Source organism: Desulfovibrio cuneatus DSM 11391 (assembly GCF_000430005.1).
Lineage (GTDB): Bacteria > Desulfobacterota > Desulfovibrionia > Desulfovibrionales > Desulfovibrionaceae > Frigididesulfovibrio > Frigididesulfovibrio cuneatus.
Genome location: NZ_AUCY01000004.1, coordinates 90,205 through 112,602, shown reverse-complemented (window position 1 = coordinate 112,602; position 22,398 = coordinate 90,205). Strand labels below are relative to the sequence as shown.

At 53.5% G+C, this 22,398-nt stretch carries 17 protein-coding genes; 4 read left to right on the top strand and 13 right to left on the bottom strand.

Annotated elements, in window-relative coordinates:
- Positions 1–186 precede the first annotated feature (186 nt).
- A complete protein-coding gene (locus G497_RS0100490) occupies positions 187–573 on the bottom strand; it encodes a cytochrome c maturation protein CcmE (protein ID WP_027186671.1) in 387 nt (128 codons plus the stop codon).
- On the opposite strand from G497_RS0100490, the gene G497_RS20015 reads away from it, so the two are divergent.
- Positions 572–748 (top strand): hypothetical protein, encoded by a 177-nt coding sequence (locus G497_RS20015; protein ID WP_156907860.1) that lies wholly within the window; start codon positions 572–574, stop codon positions 746–748. The two genes, G497_RS0100490 and G497_RS20015, sit on opposite strands and share 2 nt — an antisense overlap.
- 354 nt (positions 749–1,102) lie before the next feature.
- Here G497_RS20015 and G497_RS18775 read toward each other — a convergent pair whose 3' ends face one another.
- The 6 genes from G497_RS18775 to G497_RS15955 all read right to left on the bottom strand — a co-directional run bounded on the left by G497_RS18775 (position 1,103) and on the right by G497_RS15955 (position 8,329).
- A complete protein-coding gene (locus G497_RS18775; RefSeq protein ID WP_051257681.1) occupies positions 1,103–2,356 on the bottom strand; it encodes an HDOD domain-containing protein in 1,254 nt (417 codons plus the stop codon).
- Positions 2,357–2,490: 134 nt separating this feature from the next.
- Positions 2,491–3,309 (bottom strand): lysophospholipid acyltransferase family protein, encoded by an 819-nt coding sequence (locus G497_RS15960; RefSeq protein WP_051257680.1) that lies wholly within the window; start codon positions 3,307–3,309, stop codon positions 2,491–2,493.
- A 47-nt stretch (positions 3,310–3,356) separates the two neighbouring features.
- Positions 3,357–4,568 carry a replication-associated recombination protein A gene (locus G497_RS0100465; RefSeq protein ID WP_027186670.1) on the bottom strand — a complete coding sequence of 404 codons (1,212 nt, stop codon included), beginning with the start codon at positions 4,566–4,568 and terminating at the stop codon, positions 3,357–3,359.
- Positions 4,565–5,284 (bottom strand): 16S rRNA (uracil(1498)-N(3))-methyltransferase, encoded by a 720-nt coding sequence (locus G497_RS0100460; protein ID WP_027186669.1) that lies wholly within the window; start codon positions 5,282–5,284, stop codon positions 4,565–4,567. The genes G497_RS0100465 and G497_RS0100460 overlap by 4 nt, the downstream gene beginning before the upstream one ends.
- Positions 5,285–5,458: 174 nt before the next feature.
- Positions 5,459–6,544 carry an aminomethyl transferase family protein gene (locus G497_RS0100455; protein WP_027186668.1) on the bottom strand — a complete coding sequence of 362 codons (1,086 nt, stop codon included), beginning with the start codon at positions 6,542–6,544 and terminating at the stop codon, positions 5,459–5,461.
- Positions 6,545–6,556: 12 nt separating this feature from the next.
- Positions 6,557–8,329, bottom strand: a complete 1,773-nt coding sequence (locus G497_RS15955) for a hypothetical protein (protein WP_211228727.1) — start codon at positions 8,327–8,329, stop codon at positions 6,557–6,559.
- 322 nt (positions 8,330–8,651) lie between these two features.
- Between G497_RS15955 and G497_RS18770 the strand changes: the two genes are divergently transcribed.
- Positions 8,652–9,617: a glucokinase gene (locus tag G497_RS18770; protein WP_051257679.1), complete on the top strand. Its 966-nt coding sequence runs from the start codon at positions 8,652–8,654 to the stop codon at positions 9,615–9,617.
- A 110-nt stretch (positions 9,618–9,727) separates the two neighbouring features.
- On the opposite strand, the gene G497_RS0100440 is transcribed toward G497_RS18770, so the two are convergent.
- The 6 genes from G497_RS0100440 to G497_RS0100410 all read right to left on the bottom strand — a co-directional run bounded on the left by G497_RS0100440 (position 9,728) and on the right by G497_RS0100410 (position 20,333).
- Positions 9,728–13,498, bottom strand: coding sequence for a hypothetical protein (locus tag G497_RS0100440; RefSeq protein ID WP_027186667.1), 3,771 nt, complete (start codon positions 13,496–13,498; stop codon positions 9,728–9,730).
- Between the two features lie 15 nt (positions 13,499–13,513).
- A complete protein-coding gene (locus G497_RS0100435; RefSeq protein ID WP_027186666.1) occupies positions 13,514–15,721 on the bottom strand; it encodes a diguanylate cyclase domain-containing protein in 2,208 nt (735 codons plus the stop codon).
- Between the two features lie 2 nt (positions 15,722–15,723).
- On the bottom strand, positions 15,724–16,347 hold the full coding sequence (locus tag G497_RS0100430) for a hypothetical protein (RefSeq protein WP_027186665.1): 624 nt from the start codon (positions 16,345–16,347) through the stop codon (positions 15,724–15,726).
- 302 nt (positions 16,348–16,649) lie between these two features.
- Entirely contained in the window at positions 16,650–18,065 is a 1,416-nt protein-coding gene (locus G497_RS0100425; protein WP_245576324.1) for an alanine/glycine:cation symporter family protein, read from the bottom strand.
- A gap of 351 nt (positions 18,066–18,416) precedes the next feature.
- Positions 18,417–19,532, bottom strand: a complete 1,116-nt coding sequence (ald, locus tag G497_RS0100420; protein WP_027186663.1) for an alanine dehydrogenase — start codon at positions 19,530–19,532, stop codon at positions 18,417–18,419.
- 519 nt (positions 19,533–20,051) lie between these two features.
- A complete protein-coding gene (locus G497_RS0100410; RefSeq protein WP_156907859.1) occupies positions 20,052–20,333 on the bottom strand; it encodes a hypothetical protein in 282 nt (93 codons plus the stop codon).
- Between the two features lie 104 nt (positions 20,334–20,437).
- Between G497_RS0100410 and G497_RS0100405 the strand changes: the two genes are divergently transcribed.
- Positions 20,438–20,677, top strand: coding sequence for a hypothetical protein (locus tag G497_RS0100405; protein ID WP_027186660.1), 240 nt, complete (start codon positions 20,438–20,440; stop codon positions 20,675–20,677).
- 1 nt (position 20,678) lies between these two features.
- Positions 20,679–22,382, top strand: a complete 1,704-nt coding sequence (locus G497_RS15945) for a portal protein (RefSeq protein ID WP_051257678.1) — start codon at positions 20,679–20,681, stop codon at positions 22,380–22,382.
- Positions 22,383–22,398: the final 16 nt, after the last annotated feature.

The window sequence follows — 22,398 nt, the reverse complement described above, 5'->3', positions numbered from 1 at the left end:
CAAAAAGACGTGATTGTGAAGGTATGTGAAACGCTATGCACGTTGATTTTATAACAAAATAAACATGCTGCTGCCAATTTCTTAAGTTTGGCAACGATAAAACGCCTGAAGAAAAGCGCAAAACGGCATGAAAGAGTCTTTACCCGGCTGGCAAAAATCGTTTCATGCCGTTCAAGCGGCGTTTCTCTAAGTACGGTTTTCCTTTTGGTACTTGGAAGGGCACTTGGTGACAAGGGTGCTGGCGTTAAAGCTGGTATTTGCATGATCAATGGAGCCTTCCACAAATACTTCTGCCCCAGCCTTGAATGTGTCTGGCACCATGCCCTTATATACAACGCGTATAACACGTGAAGTATCGGCACTGTCTGCAAGAAAAAAAGTTACCCCTTGACCATTTGCAGCCTGGGAAAGGTCTTCCGGCTTTACGGTGCCAAAAATACGCGCCGTGGTCAGGTCTTTGGGGGTAAGTTCAAGGGCTTCAGCAACGCCCACATAGTAAATGGAATTTTCAAACAGGCCAGAAAAGGTAAGGTACCCAATGCCAAGAACAAAGAGAAGGGCTGCCACTTTCATGAATGCGTTTCCTTACGGCGACGAACCAGAAGAACACCTGTTTGTTTACCGCAAGGTGCAGCAAAAAAAAGGAATAACCGGAAGCGCACGCCTCAAGCGATTGAGCGTATATGTGCCTTGGGAGAAACCGCAAGGCAGCCATAGGCATTGCAACAACGGGGGGGTTATTGACTAGCTCTGCATCATGGTCAGAAATTCCCTGAACCACAGGAGTATTATTGCGGAAGAACCCCCGGCAATAATTCCCCGTACACGCGCAGAGGCATGCAATAAAACAACCAGCCAGTTGCTGTATATACAAACACAGTCGCCCGTGTGGCAAGGCGGGGTGTTCTTATGAAGCAATCAAGAATAAAGAATACCGTAACAAGGGAAAAAATGCAAGTAAATGGCGCTTGGCACAGGGGGCAAGCCGCATGGCAGGAGCCACGCAGGCAAAAAAAGTGCAGGCAGCAAGATGTATTAATAAATGTGCAGTTGGCCCTGGTGGTTGGTTGGCGTTTGGTAAGCCACTTTTTTGCAGCGCGCGTTATGCTGATTCCGGGTGGGTGAGCAGGGAACGCAGGGCCCGCACTTGTTCTTCCATCTGTGCAGCAATTTCTGGCAGGAGGGAAGGGGTAATATTCATCTTTTGCCATGAAGGAGTGGGAATGTAGCTCACAATCTGGTCGCCACTAGACCCATACCCCAGACTTTGGGCCATGAAATTGGCGGCAGGCACTACCATGTTGTCTACCGTGGTGCTAGGCGTAATCTGGCTGTGGTGCGTGCTTATGCGGCGCGCCAGCTCTTCCGGGCAACCCCATTCACGCAGCAAGGCTGCGCCAAAGGCTTCATGGGTAAAGCCAAGGCATTCCTTTTCAAGTTCATGCAGGGAAACGTTGCGCCTGCGAGATTCCGTAAGCATATAAAACGACTGGGCAGGCAAGCGGTGGTAAAACACCATGCGTCCAATGTCGTGCAGGAGGCCCGTGACAAAAAAGGAGTCGTTGTTCTGGATCTTGGCAAATTTGCTGATGAGCTTTGCCGCCACCCCGCAGGCCAGGGAGTGTGTCCAGAAGCTTTGCATGTTTACCATGGAAACAGGTAGCCCTTTGAAGGCGGTAACCAGGGTGGCCCCCATGGCAAGCATAACCAGTTGACCTGTGCCAATAAGGGTAACAGCGCGCTGAATAGTATCAATTTTAGTGGGCAGGCCGTAAAAGGCGCTGTTTACAAGGCGCAACAGCTTTACAGAAAGGGCAGGGTCTGTGGAAATAATATTGGCCGCATCGGAAGCAGAAGCATAGGGGCTGTTGATAACAGCCACCAGCTTGTGAAACACCACAGGAAGGGTGCCAAGGTCTGCACTGGCACGCAGTAATTGCTGCATGGGCACAGGGCCGGGATTTTGTGTTTTAAAGGCAGGCACGGTGGAGCCTGTCATGGTACTGGGTACTTTCCCATGGCGGCTGAGCAGGGTGCGGCTTTCCCTTTCCAGGGCAAGGTTACGCGCCATGGCAACATAAGAGTCTTTGGGGTCGTAGGTGCCAAACCGGACGGCAATGAGCTTGTTTACAAGCTCCACCATGTCGTCTGAAGTTTCAGTGAGGGCGGCAGCGGGAGCCGCGCTGGCGGGCGCTTCCTGAACTTGTATGTTTGCTATGCCCAGGCGGGCAATTTCCGAAAGCATATCCTGGGAAAGTATTTCCCCAGACAAAAAGAGTACTGTGCCATTCTTATCATAAATGGCTTCAGCAAGCTTTTTGCCAGGCGTTGCTTCGGAAACGGGAATTCGTATCATAAAAGTATCCTATGGAGGAGGTCAATCTGCTCTAACATATACTCATCAAGCAGTTTTAAGTCAATACATCTGTATGAAATGCATTCACTTAAATAGCGGTGTGGGTCCGTTATTTCCTCATTACAAGGCGTTTTTTAAGAAGCAGCTATGCTTTTGGGCTGGGCATCGTGCCCAGCCCACTGGGCAAGTTTTTCTTCAATAAAGGCGCATACCGCGGCGTGTTCTTCTTTCCCCTGGCCTGCAATGTACAACGGTGCTCCAAAGGCAATGCGCACTGGGCGGGCCGGGTTGATGGGGCCAAAATCTTTGGCAATACTGCCTACGCCCCAGGCGTCTGTAAGCAGGGCCACAGGCACCACAGGCACCCCGGCCTTGCGCGCAACCTTAATGCCAATACTGTTGAACTTTGCAGGGTCAAAGGTGGCACTGCGGGTACTTTGGGGAAAAATAATGAGCGAGCTGCCGGAAGCCAGGCGTTCTGCCCCTCCATCCAGCATGGCGGAAAGGTCTTCGCGCGGGTTGGTGCGCCCCACGGTAATGGGGTTGCGGGTGCGCAATATAGCACCAAAAATGGGCATTTCAGCCAGTTCTTTTTTGGTCACAAACGTGACTTCGCGCAGGGGCTGAATAAGGCAAGGCAGCACCATGGTTTCCATAGTGCTCATATGGTTGCCCACAAATACGCAAGGGCCTTCAATGTTCAGAAAGTGCTCTACCCCTTCTACCTGCACTTGCACGCCGCTTTCTTCCAGGGCATGCAGCACGTGCAGGCTGCCAAAAGCCCAGTCTGCCCCTGTATAACACCCGGCATTGGCCCTGCGGCTTTGGCTGCAAACAAGCCATATCAGCTTGATATAAAAACACAGGCTGGGTAAAATCCGGCCTAACCATGAAGTTGTTTTGGGCTGGGTGGTGTAACTTGTTTTACTCAAGGGCAAGGCAGGTAACGGCATAAAAACTCCATTAGAAAGGGGCACAGGCAATTTGTGTGTTGTTCTCGTTATTTCTTCCCGGTAAGGCGCTTCCACCATGCACTCAGGCCGGATTCTGACCCAATCGATTTTGGGAAGTAAAATTGTCTGCCTTCAAGTCCTGCCGGCATATATTCCTGGTCAACCCAGGCATCGGGAAAGTTGTGGGGGTATTGGTACCCTTTGCCATAGCCCCATTCTTTTTGCAGCCGGGTGGAGGCATTGCGCAAATGCAGGGGCACAGCCTGCACACCCGCGGCTTTAATTTCCCGTAAGGCATTGGCGTAGGCTGCATAGGCGGTATTACTTTTGCGTGCCAGGGCAAGGTAAATGGCTGTTTCAGCCATGGGTATATACCCCTCTGGCATACCAATGTTTTCCACCGCAGTCAGGCAAGAAACGGCCAGGGGCAGGGCCGCAGGGTCTGCAAGGCCAATGTCTTCTGCCGCAGAAAGAATAAGACGGCGGCAAATAAAGCGGGGGTCTTCCCCCCCCTCCAGCAGGCAGGCCAGGTAGTAAATGGCGGCATCGGGGTTGCCACCCCGGATGGACTTGATAAGGGCCGAGGCCAGCTCATAGTGCTTGTCGCCCTGTTTGTCATGCCGCGCAATAATTTCTGGCAGAGCTTCTTTGATACCCTGGGTGGTGCGGGTTTCTTCAGGCAGGGCCGCAATATATTCCACAAGGTTCAGCATGGTGCGGGCGTCGCCCCCGCACAGGGTGGCCAGCAATTCCTGTACTTGCGGTTCAAGCTGAAAGCCCAGGTGTTCAGCCCCGCGCTGTGCCAGCCTGTGCAGGTCTGCCGAAGCAAGCGGACGCAGCCGCAGCACATGCAGGCGGGAAAGAAGCTGGGGGGTGATACTGAAGGAGGGGTTTTCCGTAGTGGTGCCAATAAGCACCAGTTCCCCGGATTCCACAAGGGGCAAGAAGAAATCCTGCTGGGCCTTGGAAAAGCGGTGCAGTTCATCGAGAATAAGAATGTCCGTGTCGGCAAGGGTGCGGCGCAGTTGTTGCAACCCTACTTCCGGTGCACTGAGGCGCTTCACCTTTTGGCTGTGGGCGTGGGCAAGGAGTAACGCCAAGGTTGACTTGCCACACCCCGGCGGGCCAAACAGCAACAGGCTGGGCAGGCGCTGGGCACGCAAGAAGTTTTCCAGCTTGGGGCGTATATGCTCTTGCCCCACAAATAATTCCAGCGTGCCGGGGCGCAGGCGTTCAGGAAGGGGGGGAAGAATGCTCATTGGCGCGCCCACCATGCCATGCCAAGAACCAGCACGGCGGCTGTTTCCCAGCGCAAAATGCGCTTGCCAAGACTTACAGCAACAACGCCTGCTTCAATAAGTGTGGTCACCTCAGCCGGGGAAAACCCCCCTTCAGGCCCGATAACCAGCAGGGTGGAATCCGTGCCTGCAAGGTCTTGCTGGGTGAGCAGCCTGCCTTCAGTTTCCCCTTCGTACAGCATAAAGGCTCTGTCAAAATTTTTTGCCCGCGCAGCCACAGCAGCAGCCCCGCCAGTCACTGATTCCATGTGGGGTAGCCACGGGTTAACGCTTTGTTTGGCTCCGGCCACGAGGCTGCCTTGCCATGCTTCTTTTTCCGTGTCGGGCAAGGAGGCTTGGCTGTAATCGCCTTGCCAGAACCACAAAGCTCCAGCTTCCAGTTCAACAGCCTTTTCCAAAAACCAGCCGCGACGCAGGGCTTTGGAATATCCGGCAGCCAGCGTGCAAGCTGGGGGCCGTGGTGTGAGCTCTTCATGCTCAAGGGAAAGAAGCACGTGATTTTTTTCAATGCTGGCAACGCAAAAAAAGCCAAGCCTGCCTTGCCCGTCCAAAAGCCGTACTGTATCGCCCTTACGCACCCGCAACACGCGGGAAAGGTGGTGTGCCTCTGCCCCTTGCAGGGTAAAGGGGGCCTGCCACTTGGCAGGCTCAAGAAAAAATGTGTGTACCGTTGCCATAACCGTTTCTTTCCCGCTTCATTTTTGCAGCCGCGGCACAAAAATTGCCGCGGCTGCTGGTATTTTGTATCAGGAGGCTGTTGAGGTATTGTGGGGGGCTGTTGCTACTGGCTGCCTGTGGCGAATGCAGAACAAGGGGCGCACGATGAAGCCAGTGATGCTACGCAGGGAATGCTACAGCAGTGTTTTACGCGCTGTACCTGCTGTATAAAAGGGCAGTGAGGCACGCAGGGCAGGGTGGGAGCCTGTGGTGGTATCCACTGCAAACTCTTTGTTCTGGGCATGTGCTGCCAGAATGTAGGCAAAAGCAATGCCGTGCCCAAGGCTGGGGGAAACAATACTGCTGGTGATGTGCCCGATGCTTTCGCCATCAAGGGTGTGCACCGCGCTGCCACAGTTGGCAAAATGCGGCCCGCTAAAGCTCAGGGGAGTAAGGCGCTGGCGCACTTCATAAGCGCCCTGGTGCCCTTTGTAGGCGGCCTGGGAAGTGAGCAGCCCGGCAAACCCGGCTTCTGCCGGAGTATGCTGGGCATCCAAGTCACGCCCGGCAAGGGGCAGGCCTGCCTCAAGGCGTAGCGTGTCACGTGCGCCAAGGCCCACAGGGGCAACGGCTTCATGGGCAATAAGGCATTCCCAAAGGGCCAGGGCCTTTTCGTTGGGGCAATAAAGTTCCACCCCAAGTTCCCCGGTGTAGCCAGTGCGGCTAACCATCAGGGGGGCACCTTCAAATGTTGCTGTGGTAAACCCGTAAAAAGGCAGCCTGCGCCAGGGGCCGGGCAGCACGGCTTCCAGCACGGCAAAGGCTTGTGGCCCTTGCAAGTCGATTTTTGCAGTATCTTCCGTATTGTTGTGCAAGGCCAGGGGGGCTGGCATGGCGCTTTGCAGTTCGGCAAATTTGGTGGCGGTATTTTCCGGGTTCAGCACCAGCAGGAATTTTTCATCTTCCAGGCGGTAGACAATAAGGTCGTCTTGAATGCCCCCTGCATCATTGAGCAAAAAACCATAGCGGCAGCGCCCGGGCTTGAGGGTGGCTAGGTTAGCGGTTATGCAACGGCTAAGGGCAACCGTGGCACCCTTTCCTTCCAGCAGAAATTTACCCATGTGGCTGAAGTCGGAAAGTCCTGCCCTGGTGCGGGTATGCAGGTGTTCAGCCTGTGTTCCCTGGGCGAAATGCAGGGGCATTTCCCAGCCTGCAACAGGGGTGAGCACCGCCTGGTGGGCAAGGTGCCATGCCTGAATGGGGGAGTGGAAGTGGGGCATACGACTTCTCCTTTATATCTTTGGTGCGGCAACGCGTGTGTCGCCACCGCTACTGCGGGGGGCGGCTGCGGGCAGTGCTGTTTTTGTTTCCCCGCGTGTTTTGCGGATGGCCTTCAGTTCGTCCACCAACGTCACCAGTTTTCCATAAAGTTTTTTAATTTCCAAGCCATTTTTGCTCAACTGGGTGTCTTCTTTTTCAATGTAACTGCGTATCAGGTACTTGTCGTTGAGCATGTTTTCGCCAATATGAATGGAGGCGCTGACAAGGCCTTCAAAATAGCTGACAATTTCAAAGCGCAGGTCGTGGAACAGCGTTACCGATTCTGCCAGCATTTGCTTGTAGGTAATGCGCTCTCCCTTTACAGTGCGTTCTGCCAAGTCTTCCAGCATGCGCACAGTGCGGGCCTGTTCTATGTAGCTATATCTGTCCAGCACTTCCTGGTAGAGTTCGTTAATTGCCACCAGGCTGTCATAATTTTCGGTGTCGAGCAGGTAACTGTCAAGCACCTTTTGAATTTTTGCATAAAATTCGTCGCGGTAGCCAATAATACGCCGTTGGTGCTTGGTGAGCCAGGCATACAAAAATTTCAGGCGCTTTTCGTCGGTGTCGGTATTTTCCACCACTTCGCTGCGTTTGTACACAATGCGTCCTGTAAATTCACCCCGCACAATGTCGTTCAGGCGCAAGAACATGTTGGAAGATTCACGCAGTATGTTTATGCCGCCAAGGGCCTGCCCGGTAAGGGGGTGAATAACCTCTTGCCCGGCCACGGAAATAGCCCGTTCCTGGCGCACGTTTTCCGCGCTGAACTTGTGCTGGTGGTAAAGAACACGCAAAAGCACTGTGCGCTCGTCTTCGTCTAGCAAAAAACCTTTGTCGCGCAGGCGATTGTAGTTTTCTGCGTCCATTTCGTCCAGGCGTACAATGGCAATTTTTTCCACGTGGGGGTAGGGCCGCTGGGAACCATCGTTCCAAATGGTGGTAATGGTTCTGTCGGACTGGCCAAGGGTGCGTACCAGAAACGATTCCCCCATTTTGTGTAGCCTGCGCGCAAACAAGGCTGCGGATGTGCGCCGTTCAGAAGCAACGGGGTAACCGTAAAGTTCCATGAGGTGTTGTAATACGAACAGACGGTTGCGGTCGTACATGTCGTGGGCATCTACGCTGAACTTACCAATGCGCAGGCCATAGCGCTTTACTTCCGCGTCCAGGTCGGAAGGGAAAGAAGCATACAGCCCGCAAAGCGAAAAACGCATGTTTTGCGGGTGGGAGCCGCTTAACCCAATAACCTGCGCCCTGTCCAGGTCAAGCAAGAAGGGGAGGAGAGCTGGGTAGTTGGCAAGGCGGGTAATGTCTTCTTTCCCAAATGCCGCCCGGAAGGCTTCCACCTTGTTGCGGGGCAACCGAATTTGTGCCGTTTCCAGGTTGCGCAGCAAGTTGGCCTGGGCAAGGTCTGCCCGCACTGCAGTATGGGTGGGGGCAAGCTGGTCGAACTGGAAAATTTCCGTAAACGGAAGAATAGGCCGTGCAAATGCCACAAGGCTGAAGCCAGGCAGTTCTTTATGTTCATAGGGGTCGGATTCAAAGGAAGGAACAAGCTCGCGCAGGTCTACCACGGGGTAGTTTGCCAATTGCGTATAGGGCTTGAGCAGGCAGTGCTTGCAGTGTGCCAAATCCAAAAACTGCTTCAACCCCGCAAGGGTAGGCGGGGGCGCAGCAGCAGGTATGTTATCCTTCCAGGGCATTTCCGCCGCAGAAAAAAAGGAGTTCCAATCTCTCTTCATGGTTGCACGCAAGGTTGCTATACAAACAGGCACATATGTTTTGAGTGTACCTGGGTATTTTTTTGAGGGGAGGTGTTCTTGTTATGAGATCAAGCCACACAACAAGTTCAAGTATATTTAGAATAATGCAATACTAGCCTGCTTTACAAAAAAATGCGAGTAAAAATTGCTCAATATGCAAAAAATGGGAGATCTGCAATTTGCCCTTGCGCGCAATTGGGTGGTATGCTGGGTGTGTGCCAGGGTGCTTTGGGAAAGCATGAGGTGAAAACGCAACAATGCCCCGTTTCCGTAACACTGCGAATGGGATGTGGAGGGAGCTATGCAATTGCTGGTGGCAGATATTGGTGGCACCAACGCACGGGTAGCCTTGTGCACTGTGCATCGGGGCAGCCCAAAGGGCATGCCGCGGGTTGTGTTGGGGCAAATGCAGGTGTTTTCTTGCAAAAATTTCAAGCGGTTTTCTCACCTGCTGGAAGCTGTGGCTACAACCTTTGCCCTGGGGGGGCAGCAACAAGCACGCAGCCTGCACGGGGTGTGTATTGCTGCTGCCGGACCTGTGGTGCGCGGTACATGCCGCATGAGCAACCTGCCTTGGGTGATTACCCCAGGTGCCGTGCAAAAAACCTTAGGCGGGCAGGGCGCGCAACCACCTGTTTTTGTTATAAACGACTTTACCGCGCAAGCCCATGCCGCCTTTATTTTACAGCAACTGGAGGCCGCTCGGTTGTTTTCCGGGGTTCCCCAACGCCATGCTCCCCTGGCAGTGGCAGGGGCCGGTACAGGGTTTGGCAAGGCACTGGCCGTGCCCCTGCACCGCCTTGTGCTGCCTTCGGAAGGGGGGCACACCAGCTTTCCTTTTGAAGAAGAAGAGGAGTTCGCATTTGCCCACTATTTACGTAAGCGCACTGGCCGTGTACCTGTGGGGGACACAGTGCTTAGTGGGAGCGGGTTTGCCGCACTGCATACCTTTTTCACCGGGCAGGAAGCCACCCCGCAAGAAGCGTGTGCAGCCTTGCCGGGCAACCCTATGGTGCTGGAATGGTTTGCCCGGTTTTATGGCCGCTATTGCCGTAATTATGTGCTGGACACCCTTGCCTTGCAGGGGCTTGTGGTAACGGGGGGCGTTGCAGCCAAGGTGCCGTTTTTGCAGCACCCAACATTTTTAGGAACGTTTTACACCAATGATAAGCAAGAGGCCTTGCTGCGCCGGGTGCCTGTGTGGCACCTGCATGATGGCAGAAGCGGCCTTGCTGGTGCGGCTGTGTATGCGGCATTGAAGCTATAGCACCACGAAGGGCAGCACTATTGATTACGCCTATTGTAAAAAAGTTGTAAAGCGTCTTCTCATAGGGAAAACGCTTTACAAAGGACACAACACGTAGTTTGTAACGGTCTTTACTTGGACAATGGTTTTTGTTTGGTATTTTGTCCGGCTGGGGCGGCATTTGGTGTGTTTTTACTGTTTTGCGGTCCCATAATGCTACCGACCCCCATAATGGCTCGTGCTGGCAGCTCCAGCACCCCGCGAATGAGGGAAAATACCGCACCCCCGGCAGCTTCTGCCGTGCCCAGTACCATTTGCACCCCGTTTACCGACATGGTGGGTGCATCAAACGACCCAGAAAAGCGCACGGGCAGTGTTGGCACCCTGGCCAGGGTTACATTAACGGTTATGTCCAGCATACGTCGTTGCAGGTCTATCCAACCATTGCCGGCCATGTCTATCATCAGGCCAGAAAGGGTGAACTCCTGGGAGTGCAGGACACCGTTTTGCATGATGCCAGAGATGTTAGCCGCCCCAAATGTATTGCGCAGGCCAAGGGTTTGGCTTCCCATAAAGGCCGGGTACATACCATTTCTGATTCCCAAAGAAAATACGCCTGAAAGCCCCCCTGGTAAATCTGCCGGGGAACGCATGGCCCCGTGCAGGGAAAAGTCCAGGGTTGCTTCGCCGCCATACCCTGCCTGGCCTGCAACATCTTGCATGGCAGGCTGTAACTGAAAGCCCTGGGCATGCAAGATGCTGCTTTCAATACCTATTTGAGAGGGCTGTACAAAAAAACCTGTGCCCGTAAACAGGCTTTTGCCTTGGTAAAAGTTACGGCTTTCCCATTGGAAGATAAATTTATTGCTGCCAAGGCGCAGGCCCATTTCCGACTTTTTTGCCTGCACTTTTTGTAAAATGACATTTTCCAGCACTAACCGGGCATCCAGGTTCAGGTCGTCCACAAAGCTCCAGTCAAACGGTTCTGTGGAAGGGGCCGGGGGCTGGGTGCCGGGCAGGTTCTGGCGCAAGAATGCGTCCAGGTTCAAGAGTGACCCGCGTATGTCCAGCATCCAGTATGAGGGGGAAAGTACCCGGTTACTGCGCCCAGCCCGCAAGGGGGAAGGCTTAGCTTTTTTGGCGGGAGTCGCCTTAGTTGTTTGAGTGACTTTTCGACCTTGGTTTGCTGGCTGTGCCTGTGGGGGAGCCGGAACAATTTTTTGGGGGGTAGTTTGCCGTTGAGCGGCAGGTGAAGTGGCGTGTTCTTTGGGAGTAACCCCAGTATCTTGTGCGGCCTGGCGCAAGGAATAGGGGAAAAGTTGGGCATAGCTATCTTTTACCGCTGAAAAAGACTTCCCGGTACGCTTTGTTTCCTGAAAAACAAAGCGGGTGGGATCTAATATCAGGTTTCCCCTTTTATTTGGCAGGGTAAGGCGGGAAACAGCGTGCCACCTACTTGCATCAGAGACATTGGTGACAGAACCTTCAAGCACACCACCATTCATTTCAAGCTGTAAGGGGTCCAGGGCAAGGGTGTCGCCCATAAGAGTAACCGTTGTTTTTCCCGTAATCCGCTCCGGCACGACAATGCCTTCGCCGGGCAGAAGTTCCCACTGGGAAAGCAGGTGGCGCAGGCCAATGGAAAACTGCTGTTCACCGTTTGCCACCGTGTCTTTGGAATAATCAAGCTGGAGTGAGCCTTTGATTGTGCTTTCCAGCCCAGTGTATTCATAATTTTGTATGGCAAAGGTGTCGTTGTGGATGTTCCATGCCATGTTTCCATGCAGTTTTCCGGCAAGGGGGGTAAGCAGGCGCCCAAGGCGGACTGTACATACACCGTTTGCTTGCACCGCACCGGAAACAGACTGGATGCCCCCTTGCTGTGCAGGGTTTGGGGTATCGCCTTTGGGGGGCCATGCCACAGCACCATTCAGGGCAAGGGTAAGGTTATCGTTGCCGCCGGGGTTCCATGAACCGGCAAAACCTGTGGCCACGGCGTTCCAGTTGCCAGCTATACGAATGCCATTCTTGCGCACGGCATGGATTGTTCCTTCATGCGTTGCGGTAATTGATTTGCTACCAAGGCCCCAGGTACCCCCGCCTGCTTTTACGGAAAAGTTATCCACCCCTGCTCGTGCCGTGAAGCGCCAGTCTGGCGCCCATGTACCGTCCTTCACGTCAATGCCCATGGTAAACACACCAGAAAGCAGTCCCCCCACCTGCACACTGCTTCCTTCATTTTCAGGAAGAAAGGAAAGTTCTGTGCGTTGTGTTTCAAAGCGCATCACCACTAGGTTGTGGTCTATGTCCAGGTACCCGCTGCCAGTTCCCCCAGCCAGGTTGTTCACGGTAAATGAAACGCGCGTTACCAGCCCATGCTGTGGGTGTACCCGTACAAACAACGGGCCGCCTTGTAAGCCATGCACCTTGCCCTTGTCCCCGGTTATGCGAATGTCGTACCCAACATCCACAAGCTCTTCTACCATTTCCCCAGGGGCTAGGGGGCGTTCAGGGTAGGGCACAAGGGGTGGGTGGGTGAAGGTGGGCTCCTGCGGTGTTGGGGTCGGATCACTACCTGCTGCCAAAAAAGGAAACAGGGTGTCGGCATCAGCATAGGCAAGGTGCAGGTCTGCTTCCACAGCAGGTTCGCGCAGGTTTGCCACGTACAGTTGCCCGGTTACTGGAATTTCCCCGGCATAAAGACGCATATTTTTTGTAAATATACCATTGTTCTCAAAGGAAACATCAAATTCACCATGAATGGCGTGCAAGGCATGTTGCAACACCGGAGGCAAGTTCCTGCCAAAAACGAACCAGCGGGGCAGGCTCAGGTTGTCTACCTGCACAGTACCTTGGGCGGTGCCCTGGTGTAACTGGGCCAGAATGGAAGCGGTTAAGCCATCTTTTTCCGCCTCCACCTGCACGTCGGGCAGGAAAAGTTCAAGGCCATTGCCCCGCCAAATGGCTGTGGTGGCCATGGAGGCATGCAACGGCCTGCTGTCGGGGGGAGTTATGCTAATAGCCGTTTGCACTGAGGCCCGTACCAGTTCTTCTCCTGTGCCTGGGGTGGCTTCCAGGTGCAGAGAAATTTCCAACGCTTCCCCGGGCAGGGTAAAACGCCCGGAAAGGGTGATGGATGGCGTGTTATTGCGAGGTTGCAGCGTAACGCGCAGTTCTTGAAAATCCATGCCCTGGGCGCTGCCGGAGTCGTAAAACACTTTCCCGCCATGCACATGCAGTTCAGGCAGTTTTTCCATGTTGGCGGGGCTGAGTAACGCGCGCACAACTTTGGCGGCTTGGTGCAGGGCTTCTACTGGGCTTTCCTCGGGGGAATGCTCGTCTTCTGCTTCTGGTAAAGACGTATCCTGCGATTCTGGTTGTGTTGTTTCCTGGTCAGGCAAGGCGTTCTGCGGGGTGTTTTCTGCTACAGTACCCGTGGCATTGCCGCTGGTAGGGGGGGGCACGGCATTGCTATTGGCAGGGGTGCCACGCTGGAATGAACTGAACCGCACCACGGGTTTTTCAACCTGCACCAGTTGCAGCAGCAGCTCACCGCGGAGCAGGGCACGTATGTCTGGCTCAAGAACCAGGCGTTCTACCATAACCAGGGGGGCCTGGGTTTTTGTTTTGCGGGTACGCTCCGAAAGGGAAACAAGGGCGATGCGGCCCACAGAAATGCCTGGGGGCATAAGTGAAGGGCGCACTTCCCCCTGCACACGCCAGGAAAACCCGGTATTTCTTTCAAGGGTTGTTACAATATACCGGGTAAGGGTGTCGTTTTTCCAGTAACAGAATATATAGGCTGCGCCAAAGCTGAGAACACACAGAAGGGCAAGGCTGATAGCCCCCCAGCGCAAAAAGCGCAGGCATTTTTTGAGAAAACGGGAGCGGGATTTGGTCATGGGGTGGTGGCTTCCTTACAGCAATAAGGCAAAAGCCTTTTGGGCAGGGAGTGGATGAGAAAAAGAGAAACCCTGGAAGGCACGGCACCCGGCAGCACGCAACAGGGTGAGTTGGGTGTTGTTTTCCACCCCAACTGCCACAAAGGGAATACCGAGGTTGGCCCCAAGGATGAAAAGACTGTGCAGCATGTGTTGCACAAAGGGAGTATAGTCATTTTCAGTAATATGCCATAGCGGAATTTTTACGGCTGCAAAGGGCACTGTGTCCAGGTGTTTTTCAGAGGATAATATTTCATTCATGTCGTCCAGCACGAGGCCAAAGGGGAGTGCAGCCAGTAGCCGCTGTGCTTGCTTACCCTTTCCTGCAAGGCGAAGCAAGCCAAGTTCTTTCACTTCAATACGTAAGTGACGGGCACTTGCTCCATGCTTTTGTCGCAGTAATTGCAGCGTGTCAGTGATGTGTGTGTCAAGCAGTTGGTTCGCGTGCATGTTTACCTGCACAATGAACGGCTTTTGGGCTGTAACCTGCCATTCTGCCACCTGCATGCAGGCAAGTTCCCACACGTGAAGTGAAAGTTCTGTTTCTAACGAAAACTCCTGAATGCTTTGTAGCGTGTCTTCCGGGTACAGTATGCCATGCTCACTGTTCCAGCGCACCAATGCTTCCAGCACAACAGGCTCTGGCTGGTCATCAGTTATCACGGGTTGGTACTCAAGAAACAGTCTGTGTTCATCAAAGGCACTGCGCAGCTCTTCTTCAAGCCGGGAACGTTTTTTAACGCTGGCATCAATGGCAGGGGAAAAAAATTGGATGGAAGATTCAGCAGAGGCTTTTGCCGCGTACATGGCGGTATCTGCATCACTCAATATGGCGTCAACAGAGTCATACAGTTCGGCACTGTGTACAAGCCCCAGGCTGGCACCCACGCTTACGATGGCTTCAGCACCGCCAGATTTTTCCAGGCTAATGGTAACAGGCTGGCACAGGGCTATGTGGATGCGTCCCACAATTTCATTCACCATGTATGTGCTGGTGGTATTATCCAGAATAATGCCAAATTCGTCACCCCCAAATCTGGCCACGGTGTCTGAATCTCTCACACAAGAAAGTAGTGCTGCTGCCGCATGTTGCAGCACAATATCGCCGGCTTTGTGCCCATAGGTGTCGTTGATCCGCTTGAACTTGTCCAGGTCAAGAAAGCAAACAGAGAAGGAAATGTTTTTTTGCCGCATGGCGCGGCGCAGAGTCATGTTTAGCCTGTCTGTAAACAGGGCACGGTTGGCAAGGCCGGTAAGGGGGTCGTGAAATGCCTGGAAAAGGAGCCTGGCCTCAACATTTTTGCGGGTTGTTATGTTTTCAATAAAGGCTTCATAATAGGCTGTGCTGCCATCAGGCCCGGGAACCCGGCGGGCATTGATGTTGGCCCATATTTCGGCCTCTTCCTGGTGCTGGATGAGGCATTCAAAGTCTGTGAGTGCCCCCTGTTGCTCAAGGGTAAGCATAAATTCCTGTTCTTGTTCCGGGCTGGCAATAAAGGCAAATGGCCGTTGGGCGAAATGGGCAAGCAAGCTGTTCACCGTTTCAAAGCCTAACATGTGGGCAAATGTGCCATTACTCCATGAAAGGGTGCACTGGGGAGTCCATTGGAAAATACCTTCACTGGCATTGTCAAAAATATCCCGGTAACGCGCTTCTGCCCGGCGCAATGCCTGGGCCACGGCTGTTTTTTCTGCATTTTCCAGCAAGAGCAGGGCCCGTTCCCTTCGTAACACATCCAGCTCACGGGAAACCTGCGGCTGCATTTCGCTGCCAAGGTTAAAGGTGCTTGCATGCATGAGCAGCACAAAGGAAAAAAGGCCACCCTGCCCCAAGGCTGCCGGGGTAACCGTGCATACATAGCGTTCTTTTTTTCCAGGGGCACCCAGGGCAAACATGCAGGAAGCAGGCGGCACCACTGTGGTGAGCATGTGAACCAGCCTTGGGGCCGGGTAAGCAGCACCACCAAGGAAAGCGCTTTCATTTTTATGGGTAAGGCTGAATGCTTCCGTAAGGAACAGACCTTCCGGGTTTACGGCAAACCCGAAGAGACGCATGAATGCAGCGTTACAAAAAACAATTTTGTGGCATGGGTCAAGCAGCAATACCGGTTCATGCACCAGGGCGCATGTGCGTTGTATGTGTGCGAGACTGAAATATGTGTTTGCCTCTTCGCCCGTAGCCATTGCTAACTCCGTGGGGGGGTGGCACCGGGTTTGCCGTTGGGGGGTGGGTTTTGCTTAACGGGAACGGGTTGTGGGGCGGGTTTGCGGCTGGGCAGGGTAACAAGCAGCGCGCAGCCAATAAGCACCCAAATAGACCACATTATGCCTTGGGGGAACAGCAGTTCACGCGGTGCGGAAGTGCCCACATGCAAAAAAAGGCCTGCGCTTTGGGCCAGGGGCAAGATGGCATGCAAAGCAGGTTTGCTGGGGGAAAAGGCAATGTGGCGCACCTGCGGAAGGGCGTTTGTTTCTTGTACCATGAAATCGGCCATGCCCAGGGGGACAGTCATGCCAAATGAATGTGCCACCACATTGCCTGCTGCATCGCTAACGGCGGCATATAGCACCCGTTCCTGCCATAAAAAACGCTGCAAAAAGGCCGCGACTTCACCTGCGTCTGCCACCTTTCCTTCTTCAAGGAACGGCACAAGGGAACCTTCAAGCTGTTGGCTTGTTTTAAGCAAAATGGCCTGTGCCTGCTGGTTGCGTTGCCGTTCTAAAGTGCTGGGTAACAACAGCACCAGCAAAGCGGCACCTGCCAGTAGCAAGGAAGCGGTTGTATAACGCCATAGTGTATTTTTATGCATGGGACACCACATAGTTGTGAGATGGATTATGTTACTAGTTTAATTACTACAGTAAATATAGCGGTATCGCCAGAAAAATGCAAGGAGAACGCAAAAATAAGCCGTGTGCCCTGCCAAAGGGAACATGACTGCGTTGCCGCCTTCGGGACCTTCGGTTAAAAATGAGTTTCATGCAGGGTACTGGTTGCCTGTAAGGCTTTTGGTACGGAACGTAAAATCCCCCCGCAAACGCTACAACCTTGATGGGGCATATCACAAGTTGCAGGTTTTTTGGGGGGATTTTTTCTATGGAAAGGCGTGGGTTATGCCTGTTCAGCCTTCGTTGCCGGAGCGGCTGTCGCCGCTTCTTCTTTTTCAAGTTTGGCAAAGTATTCTTTGGTCAGGCGAAAGACCACCGGGCTGAGCAGCAAAAGTGCCACAAGGTTTGGCAGTGCCATAAGGCCGTTAAACAGGTCGGAAAATGACCAGGCAAAGGCCAGCTCGTTCAAGGCACCCACAGGCACGATGCAGGTAAACAGAATGCGGTAGGGCAAGGAAACTTTGTAGCCAAAAATGTACATGGCACATCGTTCCCCATACACTGCCCACCCAAGAATGGTGGTGAAGGCGAAAAACAGCAGGGAGCCAGAAACAACAAACTTGCCAAATGTGCCTGGCAGGGCTGTTTCAAACGACTTGGCAGTAAGCAAGGAGGCGTTGTGAATTTCCACGTTACCCACTTCACCTGCAATCAGAATGATCATGGCGGTTACTGTACAAATGACAATGGTGTCCAGGAAGGGGTCGAGCATACCCAAAAAACCTTGGCGCACAGGGCAGTCGGTTTGTGCGGTGGCATGGGCAATGGGCGCTGTGCCAAGGCCTGCTTCATTGGAAAACAGGCCGCGGGCAATACCCATTTGAATGGCCTTGGAAAGGGCAATGCCTGCGGCCCCACCAGCAGCCGCTACTGGCTGGAACGCGTATTGAAAAATTTGCATAAAGGCACCGGGCACGCGGTCGTGGTGCAGCACAAGCACCCAAATGCCAAAAAGAATGTACATGATGCCCATGAAGGGAACAATTTTACCTGCCACAGCACCAATGCGCTTGACGCCGCCAATAAGCACGCTGCCTACCAATAAGAAAAGGACTATGGAGGTGGCTACTTTGGAAATACCAAAAGAAGATTCCAGGTTGGTGGCAATGGCATGGGCCTGGGTCATGTTGCCAGGGCCAAAGCAGGCAATGGCACCGAATATGGCAAATGTCATGGCCATCCATGCCCATTTGGGGCCAAGGCCATTTTTAATGTAATACATGGGGCCGCCCACATAGCTGCCATTTGGGGTAACTTCGCGGTACTTTACAGCAAGGGTGGCTTCACAAAATTTGGTAGCCATGCCCACAAGCGCGGTACACCACATCCAGAACACTGCCCCTGGCCCGCCAATAAGAATGGCAGTGGCAACCCCTACTATGTTGCCTGTGCCCACAGTGGCTGCCATGGAAGTCATCATGGCCTGCCAGGGTGAAATTTCTCCTTTCCCTTCTGTTTTTTGAAACAAAATACGAATAGCACGTGCAATGTTTCGCAGCGGCATAAAACCAAGCCCTATCATCAAAAAAGCCCCGGTACCAAGCAGCAGGGGCTGCAACAGGTAGGAGCTCCAGACAAAGCCACCGATGGTATCGGTGTAAGCCGTTAACTGCTGCATGAATGTCATTTCCTGGCTCATGAAACCTCCTATGTTTGCCCTGCATTGAAAGGCCGATCAAGATTCAATTACAATGCTGTCCGGCTAAATCCGGATAGCATTGAGGCGATTTTGCTTGCAAAATGCCTCGCGTAGCGTGTCGTTTGCCTTTATCGCGCCTCTTTATCTTCTCTTTAAAGGCAATGCCTGGCAGAGAATGAAAAGATAGCCGGATGCTATTAATTCAATAATATAGCAAGTCTTAACTTGCAGGTGTGCCTTGTAAGCGCATCTTTTTGGCACGGGCACAAGACAACATACATTCCCTCCAGACAGGCTGTGCGTTCCTGCCTGGAAGAAAAAAGGGAATGTATGTGGACGGGGCTGCAGTGGTTACAGCAACGTATGGATTTCTACCAAGGGCTTGTTAAAGGTTTCTGCAACTGCTTTATAAACACATGCCCCTTGGGCGGTGTTCACGCCAAGGGCAAGGGCATGGTTTTTACGGCACGCTTCTTTCCATCCAAAGTTTGCAAGTTGCAAAACATACGGCAAGGTGGCGTTGGTAAGCCCAAAGGTGGATGTGCGCGGCACTGCACCTGGGATGTTGGCTACCGAATAGTGGATAACCCCATGCTTTTCATAGGTTGGGTTGGCATGGGTGGTTACCCTGTCTATGGTTTCAATAGAACCGCCCTGGTCAATGGCAACGTCCACAATAACACTGCCTGGGCGCATGCCTGTAACCATTTCTTCCGTCACCAGCTTTGGTGCCTTGGCGCCAGGTACCAGCACAGCCCCAATAAGCAAATCTGCTTCTTCCGTTTTTTCCGCCAGGTGTAAGGGGTTTGAAGCAATAGTCTGCACTCGGGAGCCAAAAATATCGTCCAGGTAGCGCAGGCGGTCTACGTTGTTGTCCAAAATAGTTACGTGTGCCCCAAGCCCAATGGCCATTTTTGCCGCACTGGTTCCCACAACACCACCGCCAACAATGGTTACCTTGGCTGCTTGCACGCCGGGAATACCGCTCATTAAAATGCCCGCTCCCCCATATTGCTTGCTAAGCAGCACAGAACCAATTTGTATTGCCATGCGCCCTGCCACCTCAGACATGGGGGCCAGCAAAGGCAAGGCCCTGTTTGGCAACTGTACTGTTTCATAGGCAATGCCTACAACGTCATTGTCCATCAGGGCGTCGGTCAGTGGGCCTTCTGCTGCAAGGTGCAGGTAGGTAAACAGCACAAGATCTTTACGGAAGTAGATAAACTCTTCCTTTAAAGGTTCCTTTACCTTCACAATCATTTCTGCTTGTGTCCACACGTCTGCTGCATTGGGCAACATGGTGGCACCTGCCGCTGCATAGGCTGCATCTGTAATCATGCTGCCTTGCCCGGCACCTGTTTCAATAACAACTGTGTGCCCTGCAAGGGTGAGCGCCTTAACCCCCGCGGGGGTCATGGCAACCCTGTGTTCGTTAGCTTTAATTTCCTTTGGTACCCCGATACGCATGTAACGCCTCCTCGGAAAAAAGATTCAGGGTTGAGAATTTGTGTTTTCTGCAATTACTGTGTGGCAGTCAGTTTTGTTGCAAGGAGCGTACGGCAGAATACCATTATTCCACAGGAGCTAAACACAAAAAGCATCCTGCAGGGCACATGCCCGCAAGGTCTTGGTGGCAGGCAGCAAAAATGGGCTGCCAGGTGCATGGGGAATTACCCATTGTGTGCATGCATTGCAAAAGCATTGTGGCGTTACTCTGGGTGGGCAAAGCACACGGGAATGCTGCCAGGAAAGCCAAACCACTGCCGTGCGTGGTGAGGCTGGCAACAGTCTGTACGGAACCCCCAATCAATGAGTGTTTCCTTTGGAATAGGCAACGGCCCAAAGACCCTAACCGCATGTTGGTATGAAGAGGTTGTATGGTGCCCGGCATGGGTAGCTGGGCCTTCCGTTAGCAATAAGATTACGAAAAACAATGAAAAAGTAAAGAAAAATATTGGTGTTTATTTAACTTCCCCATTCCCTGTTTTACGCCTGTGCGTAAACATTTTTCTGATAATCGGACTTGCCTGATCTGTTCAAAATGTCCCCTCTTTTTGCAAACGCTTTGCGGGTATTGGCGGTGCGTTCACCGTGCACCTTCAAGTCGGAAATTGTTTTAGCCTTTACGTGGTTTTTCATGAGCAGGGAGCTTTTAAAAGCACAAACATGGGCATGGCGGAATGGTCCCATCATTTGCTTTGTACATGCATGTGAAGGACCGCTGAAGGGTATTTCGTCGTTTTGTGAAAATAAGGGGGCGTAGAGCAAGGGTGCGCCTGGCAGCCAACACATACCAGCGCGGTGCAGGGGCCAGAAAGGCTGGCTGTTGCACTCTGTTGCATTATCAGTGTTGTCAAGAAAGGAGAGGTATTATGGGCGGAGGAGGAGGAGGCAAAGCTCCCAGTGTTCCAAGTTACACCCCCCCACCAGTGGCGGAAGCTGCAAGCCCGGAAACGGTGCAGCAGGCAGAGGCAGGTTTTATAGCTGAATCCAATGAAAAAGCCAGAAAGGCCGCTGCCCTGGCGGCTGGACGGCGTGAAACCATTCTTACAGGGGCTTTGGGTGATGTTTCAACCCCTGGAGTGCAGCGCAAAACGTTGCTGGGGCAGTAACATGGAAAAAAATCTGGACTATGTGAAGAAGCGTGCCAGCGCATTGGAAACGAACCAGCGCCCGTGGCTGCCCGTGTGGCAAGAAACAGCCCATTGGATTGCCCCGTGGCTGTGCCCCCATGCCGATGGTACGGGGGGGAGCAATGCCGCACAAGAGACAGCCATGGAAGGGGCGAAGCATATTCTTGATGGTACGGCCACCAGGGCGTTGCGCTTGCTTGCCGCAGGGCTGCACAGTGGCCTGACAAGTCCGGCACGGCCATGGTTTCGCCTGCGTAACAACGGCATTCATGAATTTGGTCCGGAACGTATGTGGCTGGATACAGTGGAAGAGGCTCTTTATGCGCTGTTTGCTGGTTCCAACTTTTATCAGGCCATGCACAGCATGTATGCAGACCTTGCCGTATTTGGTTCTGCTGCCATGTATATGGAAGAAGATGCCGAGCAAATGGCTCGTTTTACCACCCTGCGCTGCGGTGAATTCAGTTGGAGTACCAACGCGGCAGGCAAGGTGGACACGGTGCTGCGCCGCATGCGTATGCCGCTGCGCCAGGTTGCGGAACGCTGGGGTGAAGAAGGGCTGAGCCATAATACACGAAGGGCGCTGGAAAAAGACCCGGAACAGTTGTGGCACATGCTGCACCTTGTGGAGCCACGCCATGCTCGTAACCCACTGAAAAAAGGTGGGAAGCACATGCCTTACGCTTCCTATGTGTGGGAAGCCAGCGGGGGGGCGCACACCCTGCTGCATGAAGGGGGGTATGAAGAATTTCCGTATTTGTGTGCCCGCTGGGACACCCAGGGGGGCGACGTGTATGGGCGCTCCCCGGCCATGGAATCTTTGCCGGACATACGCTTGCTGCAAGAAATGGTGAAAAGCCAAATTCTTGCCATTCATAAAGTGGTGAACCCGCCCATGCGTGTGCCGGCCGGGTTCAAACAGCGCCTTTCCCTTGTTCCGGGTGCTGTAAACTACGTTTCCCAGAATCAGCCAGAAGGCATTGGCCCGCTGTACCAGATATCCCCGGACCTTACCGCTATTTCGCGAAAGATTGAAGATGTACGCCAGGCTGTGCGCCAGGGCTTTTTCAACGACCTGTTCCTTATGTTTACAGGGGAGCAACGTTCCAACGTAACCGCCACAGAAGTGCATGAGCGGGGGCAGGAAAAACTGCTCATGCTGGGGCCTGTGATTGAGCGCCACCAAACGGAAATTTTGAACCCGCTACTGGTGCGTTCCTTTGGCATGTTACTGCGCAGCGGGGAAGTAGAAGAAGCGCCGCCAGGCCTGCGCGGCAACAGTGTGCGCATTGATTACGTTTCCGCCCTTGCCCAGGCCCAGCGCCTTGATGGGGTGGAGGCCATGCGCAACCTTGCCCTGGAAGTGGGCCGCATTGCCAGCATTGCCCCGCAAGTGCTGGACAAAATAGACTTTGATCAGATGGTGGATGAAATGGCCCAGGGCACAGGCGTTTCTTCCCGCGTGGTGCGCTCCGATAGCGAAGTGGAGCGCCTGCGGGAAGAAAAAGCGGCTGCCGCAGGGGAAAGCAGCGCAGGAACATCTGCGCCAGCCCCTGGCGGTGCTTCCGGTGCGGCTTCAGGCGCTGGCCTTGCTTCTATGCTTGCGTCCATGGCGGGGCAAGGGGGGGCAGGTGGCAGTGGTATTCCTGCCCAGTTGTTAGCAGCCCTTGGGGCCGGCAACTAGGGTAACGCTCATTTAT

Excerpts from the sequence above, each read along its gene's own strand:
- G497_RS0100435 (WP_027186666.1), bottom strand. The coding sequence starts at position 15,721 with ATGGCTACGGGCGAAGAGGCAAACACATATTTCAGTCTCGCACACATA.
- G497_RS0100425 (WP_245576324.1), bottom strand. The coding sequence starts at position 18,065 with ATGAGCCAGGAAATGACATTCATGCAGCAGTTAACGGCTTACACCGAT.
- G497_RS15945 (WP_051257678.1), top strand. The coding sequence starts at position 20,679 with ATGGAAAAAAATCTGGACTATGTGAAGAAGCGTGCCAGCGCATTGGAA.
- G497_RS0100465 (WP_027186670.1), bottom strand. The coding sequence starts at position 4,568 with ATGAGCATTCTTCCCCCCCTTCCTGAACGCCTGCGCCCCGGCACGCTG.
- G497_RS0100455 (WP_027186668.1), bottom strand. The coding sequence starts at position 6,544 with ATGCCCCACTTCCACTCCCCCATTCAGGCATGGCACCTTGCCCACCAG.
- G497_RS18775 (WP_051257681.1), bottom strand. The coding sequence starts at position 2,356 with ATGATACGAATTCCCGTTTCCGAAGCAACGCCTGGCAAAAAGCTTGCT.
- G497_RS0100405 (WP_027186660.1), top strand. The coding sequence starts at position 20,438 with ATGGGCGGAGGAGGAGGAGGCAAAGCTCCCAGTGTTCCAAGTTACACC.
- G497_RS0100430 (WP_027186665.1), bottom strand. The coding sequence starts at position 16,347 with ATGCATAAAAATACACTATGGCGTTATACAACCGCTTCCTTGCTACTG.
- G497_RS0100440 (WP_027186667.1), bottom strand. The coding sequence starts at position 13,498 with ATGACCAAATCCCGCTCCCGTTTTCTCAAAAAATGCCTGCGCTTTTTG.
- G497_RS0100490 (WP_027186671.1), bottom strand. The coding sequence starts at position 573 with ATGAAAGTGGCAGCCCTTCTCTTTGTTCTTGGCATTGGGTACCTTACC.
- G497_RS20015 (WP_156907860.1), top strand. The coding sequence starts at position 572 with ATGAATGCGTTTCCTTACGGCGACGAACCAGAAGAACACCTGTTTGTT.
- G497_RS0100460 (WP_027186669.1), bottom strand. The coding sequence starts at position 5,284 with ATGGCAACGGTACACACATTTTTTCTTGAGCCTGCCAAGTGGCAGGCC.
- ald (WP_027186663.1), bottom strand. The coding sequence starts at position 19,532 with ATGCGTATCGGGGTACCAAAGGAAATTAAAGCTAACGAACACAGGGTT.
- G497_RS15955 (WP_211228727.1), bottom strand. The coding sequence starts at position 8,329 with ATGAAGAGAGATTGGAACTCCTTTTTTTCTGCGGCGGAAATGCCCTGG.
- G497_RS18770 (WP_051257679.1), top strand. The coding sequence starts at position 8,652 with ATGCAATTGCTGGTGGCAGATATTGGTGGCACCAACGCACGGGTAGCC.
- G497_RS15960 (WP_051257680.1), bottom strand. The coding sequence starts at position 3,309 with ATGCCGTTACCTGCCTTGCCCTTGAGTAAAACAAGTTACACCACCCAG.